This window comes from Variovorax boronicumulans (assembly GCF_030812215.1).
Classification (GTDB): Bacteria; Pseudomonadota; Gammaproteobacteria; order Burkholderiales; family Burkholderiaceae_C; genus Variovorax; species Variovorax boronicumulans_C.
This window is the reverse complement of sequence record NZ_JAUSSG010000001.1, coordinates 966380-984284: the sequence shown is the minus strand read 5'-3', so window position 1 is coordinate 984284 and position 17905 is coordinate 966380. Positions and strand designations below refer to the sequence as shown.

21 protein-coding genes and 1 pseudogene are annotated in these 17905 nt (G+C 64.5%); 2 read left to right on the top strand and 20 right to left on the bottom strand.

Annotated elements, in window-relative coordinates; translation table 11 throughout:
* Nucleotides 1-9: 9 nt before the first annotated feature.
* From arsH to J2W23_RS04605, 6 genes and pseudogenes are all read right to left on the bottom strand, one after another.
* Nucleotides 10-729: an arsenical resistance protein ArsH gene (arsH, locus tag J2W23_RS04630; protein ID WP_307647824.1), complete on the bottom strand. Its 720-nt coding sequence runs from the start codon at nt 727-729 to the stop codon at nt 10-12.
* Nucleotides 719-1777: an ACR3 family arsenite efflux transporter gene (gene arsB / locus J2W23_RS04625; RefSeq protein ID WP_176658581.1), complete on the bottom strand. Its 1059-nt coding sequence runs from the start codon at nt 1775-1777 to the stop codon at nt 719-721. The genes arsH and arsB overlap by 11 nt, the downstream gene beginning before the upstream one ends.
* A 4-nt stretch (nt 1778-1781) precedes the next feature.
* On the bottom strand, nt 1782-2270 hold the full coding sequence (locus J2W23_RS04620) for an arsenate reductase ArsC (protein WP_307647823.1): 489 nt from the start codon (nt 2268-2270) through the stop codon (nt 1782-1784).
* Entirely contained in the window at nt 2267-2776 is a 510-nt protein-coding gene (locus tag J2W23_RS04615) for an arsenate reductase ArsC (RefSeq protein WP_307647822.1), read from the bottom strand. Before J2W23_RS04615 ends, J2W23_RS04620 begins: the two co-directional genes overlap by 4 nt.
* An 83-nt stretch (nt 2777-2859) precedes the next feature.
* Nucleotides 2860-2958 (bottom strand): annotated as a pseudogene (locus tag J2W23_RS04610) (ArsI/CadI family heavy metal resistance metalloenzyme); the annotation flags it as partial.
* 36 nt (nt 2959-2994) lie between these two features.
* Complete coding sequence (locus J2W23_RS04605; protein WP_176658578.1) at nt 2995-3318, bottom strand: ArsR/SmtB family transcription factor; 324 nt, start codon at nt 3316-3318, stop codon at nt 2995-2997.
* A gap of 142 nt (nt 3319-3460) precedes the next feature.
* Here J2W23_RS04605 and J2W23_RS04600 point away from each other — a divergent pair, with 142 nt between their 5' ends.
* Complete coding sequence (locus J2W23_RS04600; protein ID WP_176658577.1) at nt 3461-4189, top strand: alpha/beta fold hydrolase; 729 nt, start codon at nt 3461-3463, stop codon at nt 4187-4189.
* A 246-nt stretch (nt 4190-4435) separates the two neighbouring features.
* On the opposite strand, the gene J2W23_RS04595 is transcribed toward J2W23_RS04600, so the two are convergent.
* The 14 genes from J2W23_RS04595 to J2W23_RS04530 all read right to left on the bottom strand — a co-directional run bounded on the left by J2W23_RS04595 (nt 4436) and on the right by J2W23_RS04530 (nt 17383).
* Nucleotides 4436-5005, bottom strand: coding sequence for a hypothetical protein (locus J2W23_RS04595; RefSeq protein WP_307647821.1), 570 nt, complete (start codon nt 5003-5005; stop codon nt 4436-4438).
* A complete protein-coding gene (locus tag J2W23_RS04590; protein ID WP_307647820.1) occupies nt 4992-7154 on the bottom strand; it encodes a hypothetical protein in 2163 nt (720 codons plus the stop codon). The genes J2W23_RS04595 and J2W23_RS04590 overlap by 14 nt, the downstream gene beginning before the upstream one ends.
* 12 nt (nt 7155-7166) lie before the next feature.
* Complete coding sequence (locus tag J2W23_RS04585; protein ID WP_307648064.1) at nt 7167-9563, bottom strand: type VI secretion system Vgr family protein; 2397 nt, start codon at nt 9561-9563, stop codon at nt 7167-7169.
* A gap of 307 nt (nt 9564-9870) precedes the next feature.
* Nucleotides 9871-10482 carry a 3'-5' exonuclease gene (locus tag J2W23_RS04580; protein WP_176658576.1) on the bottom strand — a complete coding sequence of 204 codons (612 nt, stop codon included), beginning with the start codon at nt 10480-10482 and terminating at the stop codon, nt 9871-9873.
* Nucleotides 10483-10504: 22 nt separating this feature from the next.
* Complete coding sequence (locus J2W23_RS04575; RefSeq protein WP_307647819.1) at nt 10505-10918, bottom strand: TfoX/Sxy family protein; 414 nt, start codon at nt 10916-10918, stop codon at nt 10505-10507.
* Nucleotides 10915-11226: a YciI-like protein gene (locus J2W23_RS04570; protein ID WP_176658574.1), complete on the bottom strand. Its 312-nt coding sequence runs from the start codon at nt 11224-11226 to the stop codon at nt 10915-10917. The genes J2W23_RS04575 and J2W23_RS04570 overlap by 4 nt, the downstream gene beginning before the upstream one ends.
* 17 nt (nt 11227-11243) lie before the next feature.
* Nucleotides 11244-11633, bottom strand: coding sequence for a VOC family protein (locus tag J2W23_RS04565; protein WP_307647818.1), 390 nt, complete (start codon nt 11631-11633; stop codon nt 11244-11246).
* Between the two features lie 24 nt (nt 11634-11657).
* Nucleotides 11658-12152: a GNAT family N-acetyltransferase gene (locus J2W23_RS04560; RefSeq protein ID WP_307647817.1), complete on the bottom strand. Its 495-nt coding sequence runs from the start codon at nt 12150-12152 to the stop codon at nt 11658-11660.
* 36 nt (nt 12153-12188) lie between these two features.
* Nucleotides 12189-13076 carry an S-formylglutathione hydrolase gene (fghA, locus tag J2W23_RS04555; protein ID WP_307647816.1) on the bottom strand — a complete coding sequence of 296 codons (888 nt, stop codon included), beginning with the start codon at nt 13074-13076 and terminating at the stop codon, nt 12189-12191.
* Complete coding sequence (locus J2W23_RS04550; protein ID WP_307647815.1) at nt 13073-13993, bottom strand: alpha/beta fold hydrolase; 921 nt, start codon at nt 13991-13993, stop codon at nt 13073-13075. The genes fghA and J2W23_RS04550 overlap by 4 nt, the downstream gene beginning before the upstream one ends.
* A gap of 22 nt (nt 13994-14015) precedes the next feature.
* Nucleotides 14016-15122, bottom strand: coding sequence for an S-(hydroxymethyl)glutathione dehydrogenase/class III alcohol dehydrogenase (locus J2W23_RS04545; RefSeq protein WP_307647814.1), 1107 nt, complete (start codon nt 15120-15122; stop codon nt 14016-14018).
* 50 nt (nt 15123-15172) lie between these two features.
* Nucleotides 15173-15823, bottom strand: a complete 651-nt coding sequence (locus J2W23_RS04540) for a glutathione S-transferase family protein (RefSeq protein WP_307647813.1) — start codon at nt 15821-15823, stop codon at nt 15173-15175.
* A complete protein-coding gene (locus tag J2W23_RS04535) occupies nt 15820-16683 on the bottom strand; it encodes an aromatic ring-hydroxylating oxygenase subunit alpha (protein ID WP_307647812.1) in 864 nt (287 codons plus the stop codon). Before J2W23_RS04535 ends, J2W23_RS04540 begins: the two co-directional genes overlap by 4 nt.
* 13 nt (nt 16684-16696) lie before the next feature.
* Nucleotides 16697-17383, bottom strand: a complete 687-nt coding sequence (locus tag J2W23_RS04530) for a Rieske 2Fe-2S domain-containing protein (protein ID WP_307647811.1) — start codon at nt 17381-17383, stop codon at nt 16697-16699.
* Between the two features lie 70 nt (nt 17384-17453).
* Between J2W23_RS04530 and aroQ the strand changes: the two genes are divergently transcribed.
* A complete protein-coding gene (gene aroQ, locus J2W23_RS04525) occupies nt 17454-17894 on the top strand; it encodes a type II 3-dehydroquinate dehydratase (protein ID WP_307647810.1) in 441 nt (146 codons plus the stop codon).
* Nucleotides 17895-17905: the final 11 nt, after the last annotated feature.

Sequence of the window (17905 nt, the reverse complement as noted above, 5' to 3'; positions counted from 1 at the left end):
TGGCCTTGCTCAGATGCTGCGCAGGTTGACCCGTCTGGACAGCGCCTCCGCGCTCTCGCGCCGCTCGCTGTAGCGGTCGACCAGGTAATCCGCGCAGTCGCGCGTGAGCAGGGTGAACTTCACCAGCTCTTCCATCACGTCGACCACGCGCTCGTAGTAGGGCGAGGGCTTCATGCGGCCGTTCTCCTCGAATTCGAGGAAGGCCTTCGCGACCGACGACTGGTTGGGGATCGTGATCATGCGCATCCAGCGGCCCAGCACGCGCAGTTGATTGACCGCATTGAACGATTGCGAGCCACCCGACACTTCCATCACCGCGAGCGTCTTGCCCTGCGTGGGGCGCACCGAGCCGACGGCCAGCGGGATCCAGTCGATCTGCGCTTTCATGATGCCGGTCATCGCGCCGTGGCGTTCGGGCGATGTCCACACCATGCCTTCGGCCCACTGCGCGAGTTCTCGCAGTTCCTGCACCTTCGGGTGACTGTCGGGTTCGGCGTCCGGGAGCGGGAGCCCGCGCGGATCGAAGACTCGCGTCCCCGCCCCCAGCGCGCGAAGCAGTCGTGCCGCTTCTTCCGTGAGCAACCGGCTGTAGGAGCGTTCGCGAACCGAGCCGTACAGAAGCAGGATGCGCGGCGCATGCGTCGAGCGCTGTGCTGGCGGCGGCAGCAGAAGATTTGGATCGGGTCTTGCGAACAGCGCGAGATCGACGTTGGGAAGCTCAGGATTCATACCAGTCCCGCGAAGAGTTCACGACCTTGACCACGGCCAGCATGATCGGCACTTCGATCAGCACGCCGACTACCGTTGCCAGCGCGGCCCCCGAGTGAAAGCCGAACAGGCTGATGGCTGCGGCCACCGCCAGCTCGAAGAAGTTGGATGCGCCGATCAGCGCTGAAGGACATGCAATGTTGTGCTTCTCGCCGAGCTTTCGGTTGAGCCAGTAGGCCAGGCCGGAGTTCAGCACCACCTGGATCAGGATCGGCACCGCGAGCATCGCGATCACCAGCGGTTGCCGGATGATGGCTTCGCCCTGGAAGGCGAACAGGAGCACGAGCGTCAGCAGCAGGGCTGCGATCGACCACGGTCCGATGCGATGCATGGCGCGCTCGAATGCGGCAGGCCCTGCCTTCAGCAACTGCTTGCGCAGCACCTGCGCGAAGATCACCGGCAAGACGATGTAGAGCGCCACCGAGGTGATGAGCGTGTCCCAGGGCACGGTGATCGCCGACAGGCCCAGCAACAGGCCGACGATGGGCGCGAAGGCGAACACCATGATGGCGTCGTTCAACGCGACCTGCGACAGCGTGAAGACCGGGTCCCCGCCCGTCAACCGGCTCCAGACGAAGACCATCGCTGTGCAGGGCGCTGCGGCCAGCAGGATCAGGCCGGCCACGTAGCTGTCGAGCTGGTCGGCCGGCAGGTGGCCGGCAAAGACCTGTCGCACGAAGAGCCACGCCAGGAAGGCCATGGAGAACGGCTTCACCGCCCAGTTGATGAACAGCGTCACGCCGATGCCGCGCCAATGGTTCTTCACCTGCGCAAGGGCCGCGAAATCGACTCGCAGCAGCATCGGGATGATCATTACCCAGATCAGCACGCCCACGGGGATGTTGACCTTGGCGATCTCGAGGCGACCCACTGCTTGGAATACCGCCGGGAACAGCTGTCCCAACGCGATGCCCACGACGATGCAAAGGAACACCCACACCGTCAGGTAGCGCTCGAACACGCTCATGGGGGCCGCGCTGGCGCGCGGGCTTTCGATGACTGCGCTCATGGTGTCAGTTCGCGGAAATGCGCTTGAGCCGCTCTTGCAACTCGGCGTCGCTCATCGCTTCCGGGTTGTCCAGCGCGAGCAGTTGCAGCATGCGATAGGAGATCGCCTGGCGCGTGAGCTCGAAGGCCTGGCGCTTGGCGTCGTCGCCGCCCTCGGCGTTGGACGGGTCCGGATATCCCCAATGCACCTTGACGCGCGTGCCGGGCCAGTACGGGCAGGCTTCCTGCGCCGCACTGTCGCAGACGGTGATGACCACATGCATGACCGGCGTGGCGAATTCATCCCAGCTCTTGCTGCGAAAGCCTTCGGTGTTCACGCCGGCAGCCTGCAGCACCTCGATGGCGAACGGGTTGATCCTTCCGCTGGGCGCGCTGCCGGCGCTGAACGCCTTCACGTCCTTGCCCAGCTTCCGGGCCCAGTGGTTGAGCATGCCCTCGGCCAGCACGCTGCGGGCCGAATTGTGGGTGCAGAGAATGAGTACGTTGAGCGTCATTGCGCAGCCTTTCGAACCTTGCCGATGTCGCGGATCTCGCGTTGGATGGCCATCGAGTCGAGCCGGGCCAGGGGCAGGGCCAGCATCAGCTCGATCCGGCGCTTCAGCGTGAGGGCCGTGTCCATGAACTGACGCTCGGTGGCCTCCTGCGGTCCCGCGAACGCCGCGGGATCGGCCACGCCCCAGTGCGCGGTCATCGGCTGGCCGGGCCATACCGGGCACACCTCGCCGGCGGCCTTGTCGCAGACGGTGAGAACGAAGTCCATCTCCGGCGCATCGGGCTTTGCGAACTCGTCCCAGTTCTTGCTGCGATAGCCGGTGGTGGCAAGGTGCATCTTGTCCAGCGTGAGCAATGCGTAGGCGTTGACCTTGCCGGCGGGATGACTGCCTGCAGAGTAGGCCTTGAATCGCCCTTTGCCCAGCTCGTTGAGCAGGCCCTCGGCCAGGATGGAGCGCGCGGAGTTGCCCGTGCAGATGAAGAGCACGTTGTAGGTTTTTTCAGCCATGACGATGTTTCTCGTTGGTGGAAGTCGGGTGATCTCTTTGAACATGCGGATGGTCGAGGCCGGGCACACGCGTTGGCGAGGCCAACGATCCATTTCGCATAGTCGGCTTCAACGCGCGTGGGCGCCGCAGCAAACAAGTTGGAGTAGAAGGCGATGCTCCTGGCGAAGTCATCGATGTGCAGGTGAACGTGAAGCGCTTTACAGGTGCTCCCTTTTCTTCAGCAATCGCACGGAGCGGCGCCTTCGACGAGGCACGCTTCTCCCTGGCAGCAGTTCTCGGTGAGGTAGCCGAGCAGGGCGTTCATCCGGTCGAACGACGCGCGATAAATGAGGTTGCGGCCCTGTCGCTCCTGCGAGATCAGGCTCGCATGCACGAGCTCCTTGAGATGGAAGGACAAGCCTGTGGCAGAAACCTCCAGCGCTTCAGTCAGCGCACTGGGTGTCAGGCCCGCCGGGCCGGCCACCACCAGTGCGCGAAACACCCTCAGGCGAATCGGCTGCGCGAGGGCAGCCAGGGATCGGACGACGTCATTTTCTTCCATAATTCAAGTATCTTTGAATTATTGAATAATGGCAACCCCGGCAGATGGCACGAATCGGCCATGGGCCTGGCAGTCCGCGGCCATCCGGAGCGCGCCCCCGTTCCTACAGTCGTTCTCCTTTCCACCGAAGAAGGAGACATCCATGTCCGACACCTACGTTCTCGTCCATGGCGCCTGGCACACCGGCGCCGAAATCGAAGCCGTGGCCGATCACATGCGCAAAGCCGGCCACGCGGTGCATTGCCCGACGCTGGCGGGCAACCGGCCCGGCGACGACCGGGCGGCCACCGGCCTCGACGATGCAATCGCTTCGGCCGTTCGCTACATCGAGGAGAAAGACCTGACCGAAGTGCGCCTCGCGGGCCACAGCTACGGCGGCATGGTGATCTCGGGCGTGGCCGATCGCATCGCGCACCGGTTGAAGCGGCTGGTCTACATCAACGCCTTCGTGCCGCTCGACGGCGAATCGCTCAACGACATGGTGCCGCCGCATTACGTGGCGATGTTCGACGTCATCGCCGGCGCGAACGGCAATGCGGTGACCTTGCCGTTCGAAGTCTGGCGCGATGCGTTCATCAACGATGCCGACCTCGCGCTCGCGCAGGCGGCCTACGACAAGCTGAACCCGCACGCGTACCGCACCTTCACCGACAAGATCCAGCTGAAGCAGCCGCTCGCAGCCCTTGCGCTCGGCAAGTCCTACGTCAACTGCCAGCAGGACATCGCGCTGCCGCACAGCCTGCCGTGGCATCCGCGCCTGTCGGAGCGGCTGGGGCTTTTCAGGCTGGTGGAGTGCCCTGGCAGCCACGAGATGTTCTTCTCCAATCCCGCCCGGCTCGCGCAGGCGATCCTGGAGGCGGGGCGGGACTGAAGGCGCTGCTCGCCAGCAGTTCTCTTGAATATCCAGGCCTGTTGGACGTATCCACAGTGCATCTGCACTGTGGACGATTGATTGAAGATAGTTGCGAACGTCGTGCGCGGTCCAAAATCGTAAAGAGTCGGACCGCGCTCACCTGACTTGCCATGACTTCTTGGTGTACATCGCCATGTCCAGCAGTGTTGGTCAGGGCATCGCCCTCCTTCGGACTGCGCCGTTGGCCAGACCCGGTGCAGCATTTCAAGGCCCGCGCAGTCCTCGTACAGCGTCCAATGTTTTCAAGAAACGGGCTCTTTCCTCAAGTGGAAAGCACTCTGCAACGATCTTCGTTGCTTGCGTGGTCGAGTGAACGGCCGTTGCACATTCCAAGGGGAATCCTTGTGCGGAGCCTTGGGCGCCGTACTCAATTTGTTCATACCCAATCACCCAGCGCTTATATCTGCGCGCCTTCGGAGTCGGGTAGCGCTTGGCTACTTGGTCAACAAGTGGGGGGTACAGCAAGCTGGTTTGAACTTGGACAGCGCGAGGCCCGGCCCTTATCCCAGCCACTGTCGTGACGGATTCGGCTTTCTTTCCGATTGCAATCGCCACCTTGCGCCGGTCGAACTCGCTGGCGTAAGGGTGTGCTGGCTTCGGACCTGAGTAGCGCTCGACCATTACTGACTGGGAAATTTCGCAAGCAGTCCGACTAAGCCCGTCGATCAAAACGGCAGGAGGAGTTGAGCACTCCGGAAGATGCGAATCGGCAATGGTTGCGCGCATCACAAAAACAAGCGAAAGGCAAAGCAATACCTTGTCAAACCGCATCATTCAAATGACTCCAAATGCTGGTGAATGCAGTTTGCCGCTCGTTCCCATGCAAGGGGACTCTGTTCGCACTACCGCGATTGACAATCCCACCTACACGCGTAACGTTTCGCGGTGCGGTGCCAGCATCTGCTTCAGCGTTTGCACGTTCTCTCGCCCAGTAGAAACCAGATGCGTCACAAGCATTCAAATCATCTGAGGCTAGCAATAGAGGGTTCGGGTCAGTAGTGAAATTGCGACCGCGAAAAGTGCTGTAGCTTGTGTAGTTGCGTCGTCCGGTAATCTGCAGAAACCCTCGCCCCCGGAATCTAGGGCCATCTCCTCCCTGCCCACCTGTCGCCGAGCTTGCCAATCCGTTGTCCATGCCCTGGGCCTTGATTACGAGGACACCAGGTCTACGCGCTGCGTATGTTTGCTCACTCTCCCCTCTCTGGACAAGATTGAAGCGTTGGGCGATTCCAGATCGATAGTCCGCCGCCGCTTCCGAGACGGTAATTACCTCGTACATGGTCCGAAAATGCCTCTCATTGCCGAGTTCTTCTCGAAACTGCCACCACCCAGTCTCATGACCTACTTGTGCGAGGAAGTGTGCTGTTCGTTGGCGACTGCTCGCCGCACGGTATTTGCGCAGCATCTCATTCATGGGGACACGTAATGCGTCTGCACGAGTCCTTCCTGCAGGTGGCGCGGTACTTAGCGTTCTTGAAAGCTCCATCTTGCTCAACCACCCACACATCCTGAAATGCTTGATGAATTCCCTTGGGTGGAAATGCCAGTGCTTGATCGTCAGGCGGCTCTTGTCTTCGGCAGGCAGTTCTTCCCAGAAGCAAAGCTTCTGCGCGAAGTCCGTCATTTCCGTGAAGTCGGTTTCGTCTTCCAGCGGATACGGCACAGAAGGATTGCCGGTCTCCCTCGTCCATGCCCAGCGCTTGCGCACCTCGTCCTTTGCCCATTCGGTTGGAAACTTGCAAATGGTCTTGGCCAATTTCTCCTGCACGTCGGGTTTGCACAGGTTTCGCATGCGATCGGCCGCCTTCTGCACTGGTGTAAGGACCGTCGTGGCGCCGGGTTGAGGCGGCGAGGTCAGCATCGCGTTGATCGCGGTTGAGTCACATCGGCTGTTGTCGTCGGTGGCGTCGTCGTCAATCAGCTTCCAGCCTGCCCAATGTGGGAAATCGGCATCGCTGAATTTCCTGGTGTTGGCGGCATTCAGATTGATCCAGACGCCGCCCGGCTGACCCGGCACGACGACCTTGCGCCAATGGGCTGCATTGAAAGGCAAGGGGTCAACGCCCAGATTGCGACCGAAGCGCAGCAACTCGTACCAACCACTGGGGCTGCTGATGAGTTGGTCGGCTGTGCTCAGGTGGCCATGGCGCGCGCTTGCTTCGGTGTAAAGGTTGTATTCGGCGCCGGTTTCTTGGGGTGCCGTACCAACGATGTCGCCGTTGAGTTTGTGGGTGGTGAGCGTCGCGCTCCCCGTTTCATACCGAATGGCAACGATCAAGTCGTCGTTGCCAGTGTCCCCCGTGGCCGCGGGAGCGGTAACGCCGGCCGGCTGAGCACCGTAGCACGGGCTCTTGGCGGGCATCAGCACGTACATCTGGCCGTAGACCGCGTCCGAGCGACCGTTGCCGCCAATTGCCAATTCGCCTGTGCTGCGACCGACGAGTTTGAGGGTGTCGGCGTCGCCCGCGATGATTTCCAGATGGATGCGGTCGCTCTCGCCGTGGATGGTGCCGGCCAGTCCGAGCCTGTCCTTGCGGTAGATGGTCCTGCCGACAGCGGGCAGATCGCGATCCAGTTGCCGTAGATGTTGGGTGATGGAGTAGTAGGTGGCAGTCACGGGCGTGGTGCCCTGCGCGCCGATCTCGGTCACGTGGCGGATCACAACGCAACCGGTCGAGTGGTCCTCGTTGTCGTAGCGCGCGTTGCCCGCGTCGCGCCTGAAAATCACGGTGCCGTCGGCGATGGCGCGCACGGGCTCCATGTTGGTCGGCGCATGGATGTGAAGCCCACCATGCCAGCCCATGGCCTGACTGATCGGGTAGGCGCCGCTGCCAACAATGCCACCTAGCATGACATCCCTGACACACTGCCCGTCATAAACGGGGATGTCGCTCAGCGAGAGAAAAGGAGGGCTGATGATCATGTGCCTCAGGCTTTAGACAGAAAAACGGAACTTGCCGTGCTTCTTCGGCAGCACCTGGGGCGAGTCGAAGGAAGTAATCGGGACTGGCAGACAGTCCGGCCCCACCAAGCTGTGCGTAGCCGCATGCTCGCGCCACACACCATTGGTGCCATGCACGATGCCCGAGGCATCCCATCGGGTGTAGCTACTCCCTCCGTTGATCAGGATCTCTTCTTTTGCGGTGATGCTGATCCTGTTGGCTTCCAGCTTGATGTCTAGCTTGGCCATGAGCTTGATGCTGTCCTGCAGCGCCACGATGTCGATGCCCGCGGTGGCCGCCGTCAGGCGAATGGCCTTGTAGGCGAAGAGGCGCATAGCGTCCTTGACGCTGGCCAACAGGCTCTTGCCTGCGCTGATGCTGGTATGGCCGCCACTGCTCAGTGCGGTGTGCGCGACGCTTGCGATGTGCGTCGCCGTGCCGGCGGTGCTGTGAATGCCTGCCGGGCTGGCAAGCACCAGATGGGCTTCGTTGAGTTCCGGGAAGTGGCCCTGCGCCGTGTTGCCGCTCTTGCCCTTGATCGCGTCGTTGTGTTCTTTCAGGACCTTCGTGACGGCGTCCTGATCGCCCGTCTTGTGTGCCTTGGCCTGCTGCGCCATCTCGCTCAGCCCCTCATGCAGATCGCGCGCCTGCGTGAGCCTGAAGATGGTCTCGCCCATGTCGGTGATGTGCGCCTGCGCATTGGGCCTGGCCTCCGTGGTGAGCAGCAAACCCTTGGCGGCGCGGACGGCGCCATGGCCGTCCGTGCGCAGTTCGACACCCTGGCCCCGGTCATCCTTGCGACCTGCCGTGTCTTCGATGCGCCCGATGTATCCGAGACTCAGGCTGCTGCTCAGGTGATCGCTCTTGAGCTGCGCCTGGATCTTGCCGGGATGGTCGTCGAGTTCCAGGTGGTTGCCTCGCGCACCCAGCCCGCTGCCATCCGGGCTCAGTTCGCGGCTGCGAAAGCCCGAGAGATTCTTCTGTGCGGGCAGTAGCCTGGGCGGCATGTTCAGCCGGTTGTAGACGCGCCCCGTGACGATGGGCCGGTCGGGGTCGCCATTCTCGAAGTCGACGATCACTTCCTGACCAATGCGAGGAACCTGCATGCCGCCAAAGTTGGTGCCAGCCCAAGGGGAGGCCACGCGGATCCAGCAGGAGGAGTTCTCGTCCTTGGTGCAGTAGCGGTTCCAGTGAAAGCTGACCTTGATGCGGCCGTACTCGTCGGTCCAGATTTCCTGCCCATTCGGGCCGGTGACGATGGCCGTTTGCGGGCCCGTGGTGTGGGGCTTGGACTGGGTCTGCGGGGAGCGGAAGATCTTGTTGGCGGGCTGAACCTCGAAGTCTGTATGGCAAACGTAGTCTTCCTGGCCGCTGGCATGCCCGCTTTCGTGCAGGCGCAGAGTGCTGGCGATGACCAGATACTCCCGGTTCGCCGCATCCTGCGGATAGTTGACCAGCGAGAAGGTGCACCCCGTCACCACCGCGCGCAGGTTGCCGCTTCCCCGGCCACGGCTACCGGGTGCGCCCGTCGCTTCCATGCGGGTTCGCGCGAGGTCGTAGCCTTCGCCCGGGTCGCTGTAGTCGCCCGGCCACTTGTAGATCTCCTGCGTGCTGTTGCCCGTGTTGCGCGGCATCCGGGAGGTCTGCTGGAGCCTTGCGCGCGGCTGGGTGAAGTCGAAATCGTCGGTAACCCACTGGCCCGATTCGAGGTTCTCGATGCTGCAGAAGTTGTCGCAGTATTCCTCGTCGATCTTGTAGCCTGGCGGGTGGTAGCTGATGGTTCGGTAGGCCTCGCTCTCGGACTTCTTGTGGGCCCCGAGATCGTCCAGCAGCACCAACCTGTGCGCACCTTCCTTGTGCTCGAAGAAATAGTAGATGCCGAATTCCTGCATCAGCCGGGTGATGAATTCGAAGTCGGTCTCGCCGTACTGGACCTGAAACACGCGCTTTGGATAGCGATGGGTGACGCGCCTTTCAGTGGGGAAGTTGTAGTCCGCGAGGACCTGCTCGATGATCTCCAGCGGCGTCTTGTTCTGGAAGATCCTGTAGTCGCTGGTACGTGTGGCAAGGATCAGCCACGGCCGCAGAGTGATTTCGTAGATGCCTCGGCGGCTCTCGTGCTGCACGAACCGGGCGCTGGTCACCAAGCCGTTGATCTCCCGCGTACCGGCGCCCATACGGACCGCAAAGCCTTTGCCGTCCAGTTCGATGCAGACGCTGAACTCTTTGCCGATCAGTTGCTTGATCGGCACATTGGCGGTTATGTATTCGGTGAGCGCTGGGCTGTCGGGGGTCTGCAGGCGGACGGTGTATTCGAAGAGTTCGCCCAACGCCTCGCGGCCGTCAAGCGACTTGAACTCCAGCGCGGGGTTGCCCAGCAGGCTGGGCATGGCGGCGCTGCCGACGGAAATGGTCCGCGAAACGGCAAAGATGGAAGAGGGCACGCACAGACCTTGACGAGTGATCGTTCAAAAAGTCTGAGGCCTCTATGTCCAGCACCTTTGCAAACAATGGTCGCTCGGCCGCAATCACCGAACAAACCCAAAAGAGTGCGGAGTAGTTGGCAGACTCTGCCGTGCTGCGAGATACAGACAGACACTGCAAAGAGCGGAATAGAGGACGCAGCTCGTGCAGTAAGTTGCACTTGCCCAACAGGCTGCCGTGATAGCGCCAGTTTCCACTCCATCAGCGGAAGGGTTAGGCGCCGGCAAACAGCGCGTCGTACACGCGGATCGACGCATAGGCATCGTTCGCCGCGTAGCGGATCTGCGATTCCGTCAGTTGCCTGTTGGCCCAGTTCGAGGTGGTCGCCTTGCGCGACTTCATGAAGCGCCGGTCGAACACCAGCGCCACCGCCGTCTTCACGCCCACCGACTTGCGGTAGCCGCGGCGGCGGAATTCGTTGTCGATGTCGTACACCGCGCCCGGCTCGATGTTCAGCCGGTTGCGGATCAGCGTGAGGTCGGTCGAGAGGCCGAAGCCCACCTTCTTCAATTCGCTCGAGGCGATCAGCGCGGCGACCACCGGGTTGCATTCGATGCGGTGCAGCTGGAAGAGCCAGGCCCGCTCGCGCGTGGAGAACTGCACCACGTGCGGGCCGCCCGAAACCTCGTTCTTCGCGAATGTGGGCTTGGATTCGGTGTCGAAGCCGGCGACACCCGCGGCCAGCAAGGTCGCGGCTGCGTGCTCGGCCTCCTGCAGCGTGGCGACGACGACGATGTCCTTCAGGTCCAGGCCGTCGAAGGGCTGGAGCAGGGCGATCTGCTCGCGTTCGGGGAGGGGTGGCAACGAAGAGGTGTTGTCGCTCACCGAGGGGCTGCTTTCTTGGTCTTCACTGGGGCTTTCTTTGCGGGTGTCTTTTTCGCTGCGGCTTTCTTCGCTGCTGCGGCTTGGGGGTGGACTTTGGCTTGGGCTGTTTGGGCGGCTGGCCCGAACGCAGGGCGGCTTCGTAGGCGAGGCGGCCCCAGCGCGCGGCTTCTTCGCGGTCCTCGAAGAGATCCGCGGGCGCGAGGCGGTACGACATCGGCATCTCCTTGCCTTGCCGCACATAGGTGAAGGGCGGCAGGTTCAGCCGGTCGAAATGCTCGGCGCTGCCGGCATCGGACTTCAGGTAGAGCGTGTCCTTCGCGACGAGCGCGATCATGCGGCCCTCGTGCCATACGCCGTGTCCGCCGAACATGCGGCGCGTCTGGATGCGGCCCAGGCGCTCGAAGACCTCGTGCAGGCTCTGGACGAAATCGCTCATCGCGGCGCGTTCGGCCTGACCGGCGTCGATGCCTCCGCGCCGACCACCGTGTTCCAGGCCTTCACCCGCCAGCCCGTCACGATGCCGTTGAGCACATACGGATCGGCCTTGGCGAAAGCCGCCGGCACATCGGGCGAGTCGGTTTCGAACAGCAGCACGGCGCCGTCGGGCGGGTTGCCGGTGGCGCCTCCGAGCAGCAGCTCGCCGCGCTCCACTGCCTGCCACGCGAAGGCCAGGTGCACGTCGCGGAATTCGCCGCGGCGTTCCAGGTAGTCGGGGGCGGTGTCGTAGATCAGGAGGTAGTGCACGGGGTGTTCCTTCGCCCTCAGGCCGTGATCTCGATGCGGTTGCCGTCGGGGTCGAGCACCACGCTCTCGTAGTAGCCGTCGCCGGTGCGGCGCGGGCCGTCGAGCAGCGGATAGCCGTCGGCCTTCAGGCGCTGCGTGAGTTCATCGACAGCGGCATCGGAGCCCACGCTGATCGCCAGGTGCGTCCAACCCATGCGCTGCGCACCGGGTTCGGCCGTCACGGGCGCGAGCGTGCTGGTCGTCATCGCCTCGATGCGGGCGCCATCGCCCAGGCTCAGGAAGCACGAGGCGAAACCCTTGGCCGGATTGACATAACCCGCGCCGGCCGTCGCGCCGAAGTAGTCGATATAGAAGCGCTTGCAGCGTTCGAGATCGGTGGTCCAGAGTGCGATGTGATCGATGCGCATGTGGAAGAAGAAATGAAGGGCCGCTCAGCTCACGCGCCATGGCGGGCGGGAGGGCGACCAATGGTAGGCGATGCGTTCGCGACCGCTGGTCGGGTGCCGGTCGACCGTACCGCGCACGAGGCCGTAGCGTTCGTAGAAGCGCTGCGCGGCGGTATTGGTGGTGGCCACGTGCAGGCGCCAGCCGGTCGGTATGCGCACGCATGCCTCGTCGAGCAGCGCCTGCCCGAGGCCCTGGTTGCGCAGGTGCGGCTCGACGAAGAGCTGCGCCACGTACTCGCGCCGCTCCAGCAGCACCATGAACGCGAGCACCTGGCCATCGCGCTCGGCCAGCACCACATCGGCCGGCGGCACGAATTCGGTCTGCACGCGCCGCAGCCAGTGTGAGATCGGTTCGGTGAAGGCGGCGTTGCGGTTGGCCGAGATCCATGCGCGGCGCCAGATGCCGGCCAGCACGATGCTCTCTTCGGCGGTGCCATCGCGCGACCGCAGGTGGAAGGCGGGAATTTGGGCGGCGGACATGCGTTTCATGATACGGCGCGTGCCCGCCGTCGTCGATCAGGGCTGCTGCGCGTGCAGCGATTGCGCGTGGTGCGCGATGTGGTCGGCCATGAAGCTCTGGATGAAGTAGTAGCCATGGTCGTAGCCCGCGTGCCGGCGCAGCGTGAGCGGCTGGCCCGCGGCGAAGCAGGCCCCCTCGAAGGCCTCGGGGTGCAGTTGCTCCGCGAGGAATTTGTCGGCCAGCCCCTGGTCGATGAGGATGCCCTGCGGATACGGCGCGACGGTCTGCGAGCGCATGAGCGCACTGGCGTCGTGCGCGAGCCACTGCGCGCGGTCCACGCCCGGCGCACCGAGGTAGCCGTTGAACGCCTTCTCGCCCCACGGGCACTGCGTGGGCGCGCAGATCGGCGCGAAAGCCGAGAGCGACTTGAAGCGCCCCGGGTGCCGCAGCGCCAGCGTGAGCGCGCCATGGCCGCCCATCGAGTGGCCGAAGATGCCGATACGCTGCCCGTCGATCGCGAAGTGCTGCGCCACCAGCGGCAGCAGCTCGTGGACGATCCAGCTCTCCATGCGCCAGTGCGTGGCCCAGGGCTCGCGCGTGGCGTCGAGGTAGAAGCCTGCGCCGATGCCGAAGTCCCAGTCGTCCTTCGCGCCGGGCACGCACTCGGCGGCGGGGCCGCGCGGGCTGGTGTCGGGCGCGATCAGCGCAAGGCCCAGGCTCGCGGCCATGCGCTGCGCGCCGGCCTTGATGGCGAAGGTCTCCTCGTTGCAGGTGAGGCCCGCGAGGTAGAGGAGCGCCGGCACCGGTCCGTTCGCAGCCTGCGGCGGCAGGTAGACCGAGAAGCGCATCGGAAGCCCGATCTCTTGCGAGGCGTGTTCGTGAAAGCTCTGCACGCCGCCGAAGCAGGGGTGTTCGGACAGGGTCTTGGGTGTGTGGTCGGTCATGGCTTTTCGTTGCGCAGTGCGGGCACCAGTTCGAGCACGGCGTCGGCGAAGGTGCGGGGCGCTTCCTGCGGCAGGTTGTGGCCCGCGCCGGGCACGAGGCGGTGCGAGCGCGGTCCGCTGAAACGGTGCGCGTGGGCCGACGCGTCGGCCGGTGGCCGCACACCGTCGTCGATGCCGTCGAAGGTGATGGCGGGCACGGTGATCATGGGCTGCGCGGCGAGGCGGCGTTCGATGTCCGCATACGCCGGGTCGCCGGGCACGAGGCCAAAGCGGTGGCGGTACGAGTGGATCACCACGTCGACGAAATCCGGATGATCGAACGCGGCGGCGCTGCGCGCGAAGGTGGCGTCGTCGAACTGCCAGGTCGGCGACCACAGTTTCCACAGCAGCTTCGCGATGGCCTTGCGGTCTTTCGCAAGCCCGGCGCGGCCGCGTTCGCTGTGGAAGTAGTACTGGTACCAGAGGCTGTGCTCGTTCTCGGCCGTGTCCGGCTCCATCGCCTTCGCGATGTTCTGGATGTTGTAGCTGTTGAGCGAGACCAGCCCCGCGCAGCGCTCGGGCCACAGCGCCGCGACCACGCAGGCGGCGCGGCCGCCCCAGTCGTAGCCGGCGAGCACCGCGCGGTCGATCTTCAGCGCGTCGAGCAGCGCGAGCAGGTCGGCGCCGAACGCCGCCTGTTCGCCCGAGCGCGGCGTGGCGTCGGCGAGGAAGCGCGTGGCGCCATAGCCGCGCATGTACGGCACGATGACACGGCAGCCTTGGCCTGCGAGCATCGGCGCGACTTCGGCATACGTGTGGATGTCGTACGGAAAGCCGTGCATCAGCAGCACGGGCGGGCCATCTGCGGGGCCGGTGTCGTGGTACGCGACTTCGAGGACGCCCGCTTCGATCTTGCGCAATGGCTCCATGCGGTTCATGGCTGCTGGTGCCTCGCGGTGCTCAGTACAGGACCACGCCGCGAATCGATTCGCCGCGCTTCATCAGATCGAACCCTTTGTTGATGTCTTCCAGCGGCATGGTGTGCGTGATCAGGTCGTCGATGTTGATCTTGCCTTCCATGTACCAGTCCACGATCTTCGGCACGTCGGTGCGGCCGCGCGCGCCGCCGAAGGCCGAGCCTTCCCACTTGCGGCCGGTGACCAACTGGAACGGCCGCGTGCTGATTTCCGCACCCGCCTCGGCCACGCCGATGATGATGCTGCGGCCCCAGCCCTTGTGCGTGCATTCAAGTGCCTGGCGCATCACCTTGGTGTTGCCGATGCACTCGAAGCTGTAGTCCGCGCCGCCGTCGGTCAGCTGCACGATGGCATCGACCACGTTCTCGGTGTTCGTCGGGTTGATGAAGTGCGTCATGCCGAACTTGCGGGCCATGGCTTCGCGCTCGGGGTTGAGGTCCACGCCGATGATCTTGTCGGCGCCCACCATCTTCGCGCCTTGAATGACGTTCAGGCCGATGCCGCCGAGGCCGAACACCACCACGTTGGCGCCGGCTTCGACCTTGGCCGTGAAGATCACCGCGCCGATGCCGGTGGTGACGCCGCAGCCGATGTAGCAGACCTTGTCGAAGGGCGCGTCCTCACGGATCTTGGCGAGCGAGATTTCGGGGGCGACCGTGTAGTTGCTGAAGGTCGAGGTGCCCATGTAGTGCGCGATGGGCTTGCCGTCGAGGCTGAAGCGCGAGGTGCCGTCGGGCATCAGGCCCTTGCCCTGCGTGCCGCGGATCAGCTGGCAGAGGTTGGTCTTGCGCGAGAGGCAGAACTTGCAGTGGCGGCACTCGGGCGTGTAGAGCGGGATGACGTGGTCGCCCTTTTTCAGCGTCGTGACGCCGGGGCCCACATCGACCACGATGCCCGCGCCTTCATGGCCGAGGATCGCGGGAAAGATGCCTTCGGGGTCGGCGCCCGAGAGCGTGTAGTAGTCGGTGTGGCAGATGCCGGTGGCCTTGATCTCGACCAGCACTTCGCCGAACTTCGGTCCTTCGAGGTCCACGGTTTCGATGGTGAGCGGGGCTCCGGATTTCCAGGCGACGGCGGCTTTGGTTTTCATGGCGGGTTCGGGGGGGAAGAGAGGGTGGGGAGGCGAGGCCCCAAGAATACTCAGGCAGGGCCAGCAGGGAAGATACCCGACATCCCGATGAACCCGGGGAGGTGTCGGAAATCCCAGACCCAGTTGCGGAGGGCCGGAAACTCATCCAGCGAGATGCCGCCTTCGCCGGCCAGTGCGACATACGGAAAGCAGGCGAGGTCGGCAATCGTCGGATCGGGTGACGACGCGAGCCAGCGAAGGCCCGCGCTGGCCTGTTCGGCGAGGTGGTCGTCGAGCACGCGAAACACGGCGCGCGCGCCGCTGCGGCAGGCGTCGATGTCCAGGTGGTGGTAGCCAAGTGCGTCGTGCAACCGGGCGGCCGAGGCGGTGCGCGTGATTTCGTCGGCCGTGGCGAGCCACATCGCGACCTGGCCGCGCAGCTTCGCATCGTTCGGATACCAGCGGTGCTGCGCGTCGTGGCGGCTCGCGAGGTAGACCAGGATGGCCTGCGCATCGCGCAGCATGAAGCCGCCGTCGTCGATTACCGGGATCTGCCCGAGCGGATTGACCTTTGCGAGAAATGCGGCCGACTTGTGCGCACGCCCGGGATAAAAATCCACCGGCACGGCTTCGTGTGCAACGCCGAGCCACGCCAACATCTGCCGCACCTTGAAGCAGTTGCCCGAGAGCGGGTGGTCGTAGAGCTTGAGCATCCCGCTCATGCCGCGGCCCTCGTGCCGAAGCGCATGCCACGCTCGCGCAGCCAGCGTCGGTAGGCCACCGAGGACGTGTCCCCGCGCGTCGGCGTCTCGGCGCGGCCTTCGAGCGGCATGCGCTTGAAGGCGTGGTTCTCCAGGATCGGCTTGTCCTGCCCGAAGATCGTCTGCTGGAAGGCGATGAGTTCGGCGTCCGTGGAGACGTCGTCGAAGCAGGCAAGCATTGTGTGGGCGATCACGTGCTCGTCGTCGATCGGCTGCAGGAAGAGGGCGATGGCGTCCTGCGCGTCGGGGCGCATGCTCGACTTGTAGAGCATGGCCGAGAAGGGCTGCATCACGCGGTACTTGTAGAGCACGTTGGCGCCGGTGTCGTGTGCGGCCGAGGCGCGGGGTTGCCAGAAACGGCAGTCGGTGGCCCAGATTTCGCCGGTGGCGGGGTCGATGTTCACCTGGTAGGGCGCGACCTCGGTGTGCGGAACCTGGCCGAGGTAGTTGGCGTGCACGAACGGGAAATGCGCCATGTCGAGGAAGTTCTCGATCACGCGCAGGCCCGACACCGCGACGCCGATGCCGCCGCAATCGACGGTGCGGCGGCCGGCTTCGGTGTACTCCGGGAATGCGAAGAGCGGGCGCGCGGGGCGGCCGCTCGGGCAGACCCAGAGGTAGCCGTAGCGCGATTGCACGGCCAGCGGCTGTGCGGCGAGGCGGCATTGCGGTGCGCCGTCGGCATCGGCCCAGAGCGCCAGCGTTTCACCGAGCAGGCGGGTGGCATGCGGTTGCTGTCCGGAGGCGCCGGCCAGCGCAGTAGCGGGCCCGACGACCAGCCAGTCGTCGAGCATGTTGGCGTCGTCGGTGATGAAGGGCATCGCGGTCGTTCCTTCAGCCTTGTGTTTCGATGGCGCCGCGCAGGTTGCGCGCGGCCGTGTGCAGGGTCTTCATCGCGTCGGAGCCGGGGGATGCCTCGGTCCACAGGTGGACGAAGGTGAGCTGCGGCTGCGCGTCGAGCACCAGTGCAACGGACTGCACCCCTTCGAGCACGCCGCGAAATGCGCCCGCTGCCGTATCGGCCGCCAAGCCGTGCTGTGCAAGCGCATCGCGCACGTCCTTTGCGCCGGCGCGCAGCGTCAGCGTGCGGCAGAAGTGCCAGCCGGCCGGCACGGCATCGGCCAGCGACGGCGGCGCGGCAGACGCGTCTTGCGACAAAAGATTGACCCACAACATGCCGGCCGCATCGACCGCGCCGAACACCTTGGCGCAGACGTTGCGCGGCGCCTGCATCGCCGGGTGGGCCGGAATGCTCACGCACTGCCCGTTGCCCGCGGCGTACTGCCAGCCGTGGTACGCGCAGGAGAGGCGGTCTTCGACCACCCGGCCGAGCGTGAAGCGCACGCTGCGGTGCGGGCACCGGTTGTCCCAGGCCTGCGCCGCGCCGTCGGCCGAACGCCAGAGCGCGAGCTCCTGGCCTTCTGCGAAGCCGGCGACGATGTTGGCGCCGGGGCGCAGGTCGGCCGAGAGGGCCACGGGATACCAGCGAGGCATGTCGTGGGAAGCAGGGGCAGTGTTCATGGGGTGTGTTTCACAGGGCCGTGGGGCGACCATAATTGTCGTCTCTGCCTCGACCAGACCCCGATTCACCATGAAGAAAATCCTCGTCCTCAACGGCCCCAACCTCAACCTGCTCGGCACGCGCGAGCCCGAGCAATACGGACGCGACACGCTGGCCGATGTCGAGCGCCTATGCAAGGAAACCGGCGTGAAGCTCGGCGTCGAGATCGAATGCCGCCAGTCGAACCACGAAGGCGTGCTGGTCGACTGGATCCAGGAAGCGGGCCGCGAAGTGGCCGCGGGCAACATGCTCGGCGTGGTGATGAACCCCGGCGCCTACACCCACACCTCGATCGCGCTGCACGATGCGATCAAGGGCGCGAGCGTGCCGCTGATCGAGCTGCACATCTCGAACGTGCATGCGCGGGAAGAGTTTCGCCACAAGTCGTACATCTCGCCTGCGGCGCGCGGGATCATCGTCGGGCTGGGCGTCAAGGGCTACACGCTGGCGATTGCCGCGCTGGTCCCCTGAACCGCCGGCGA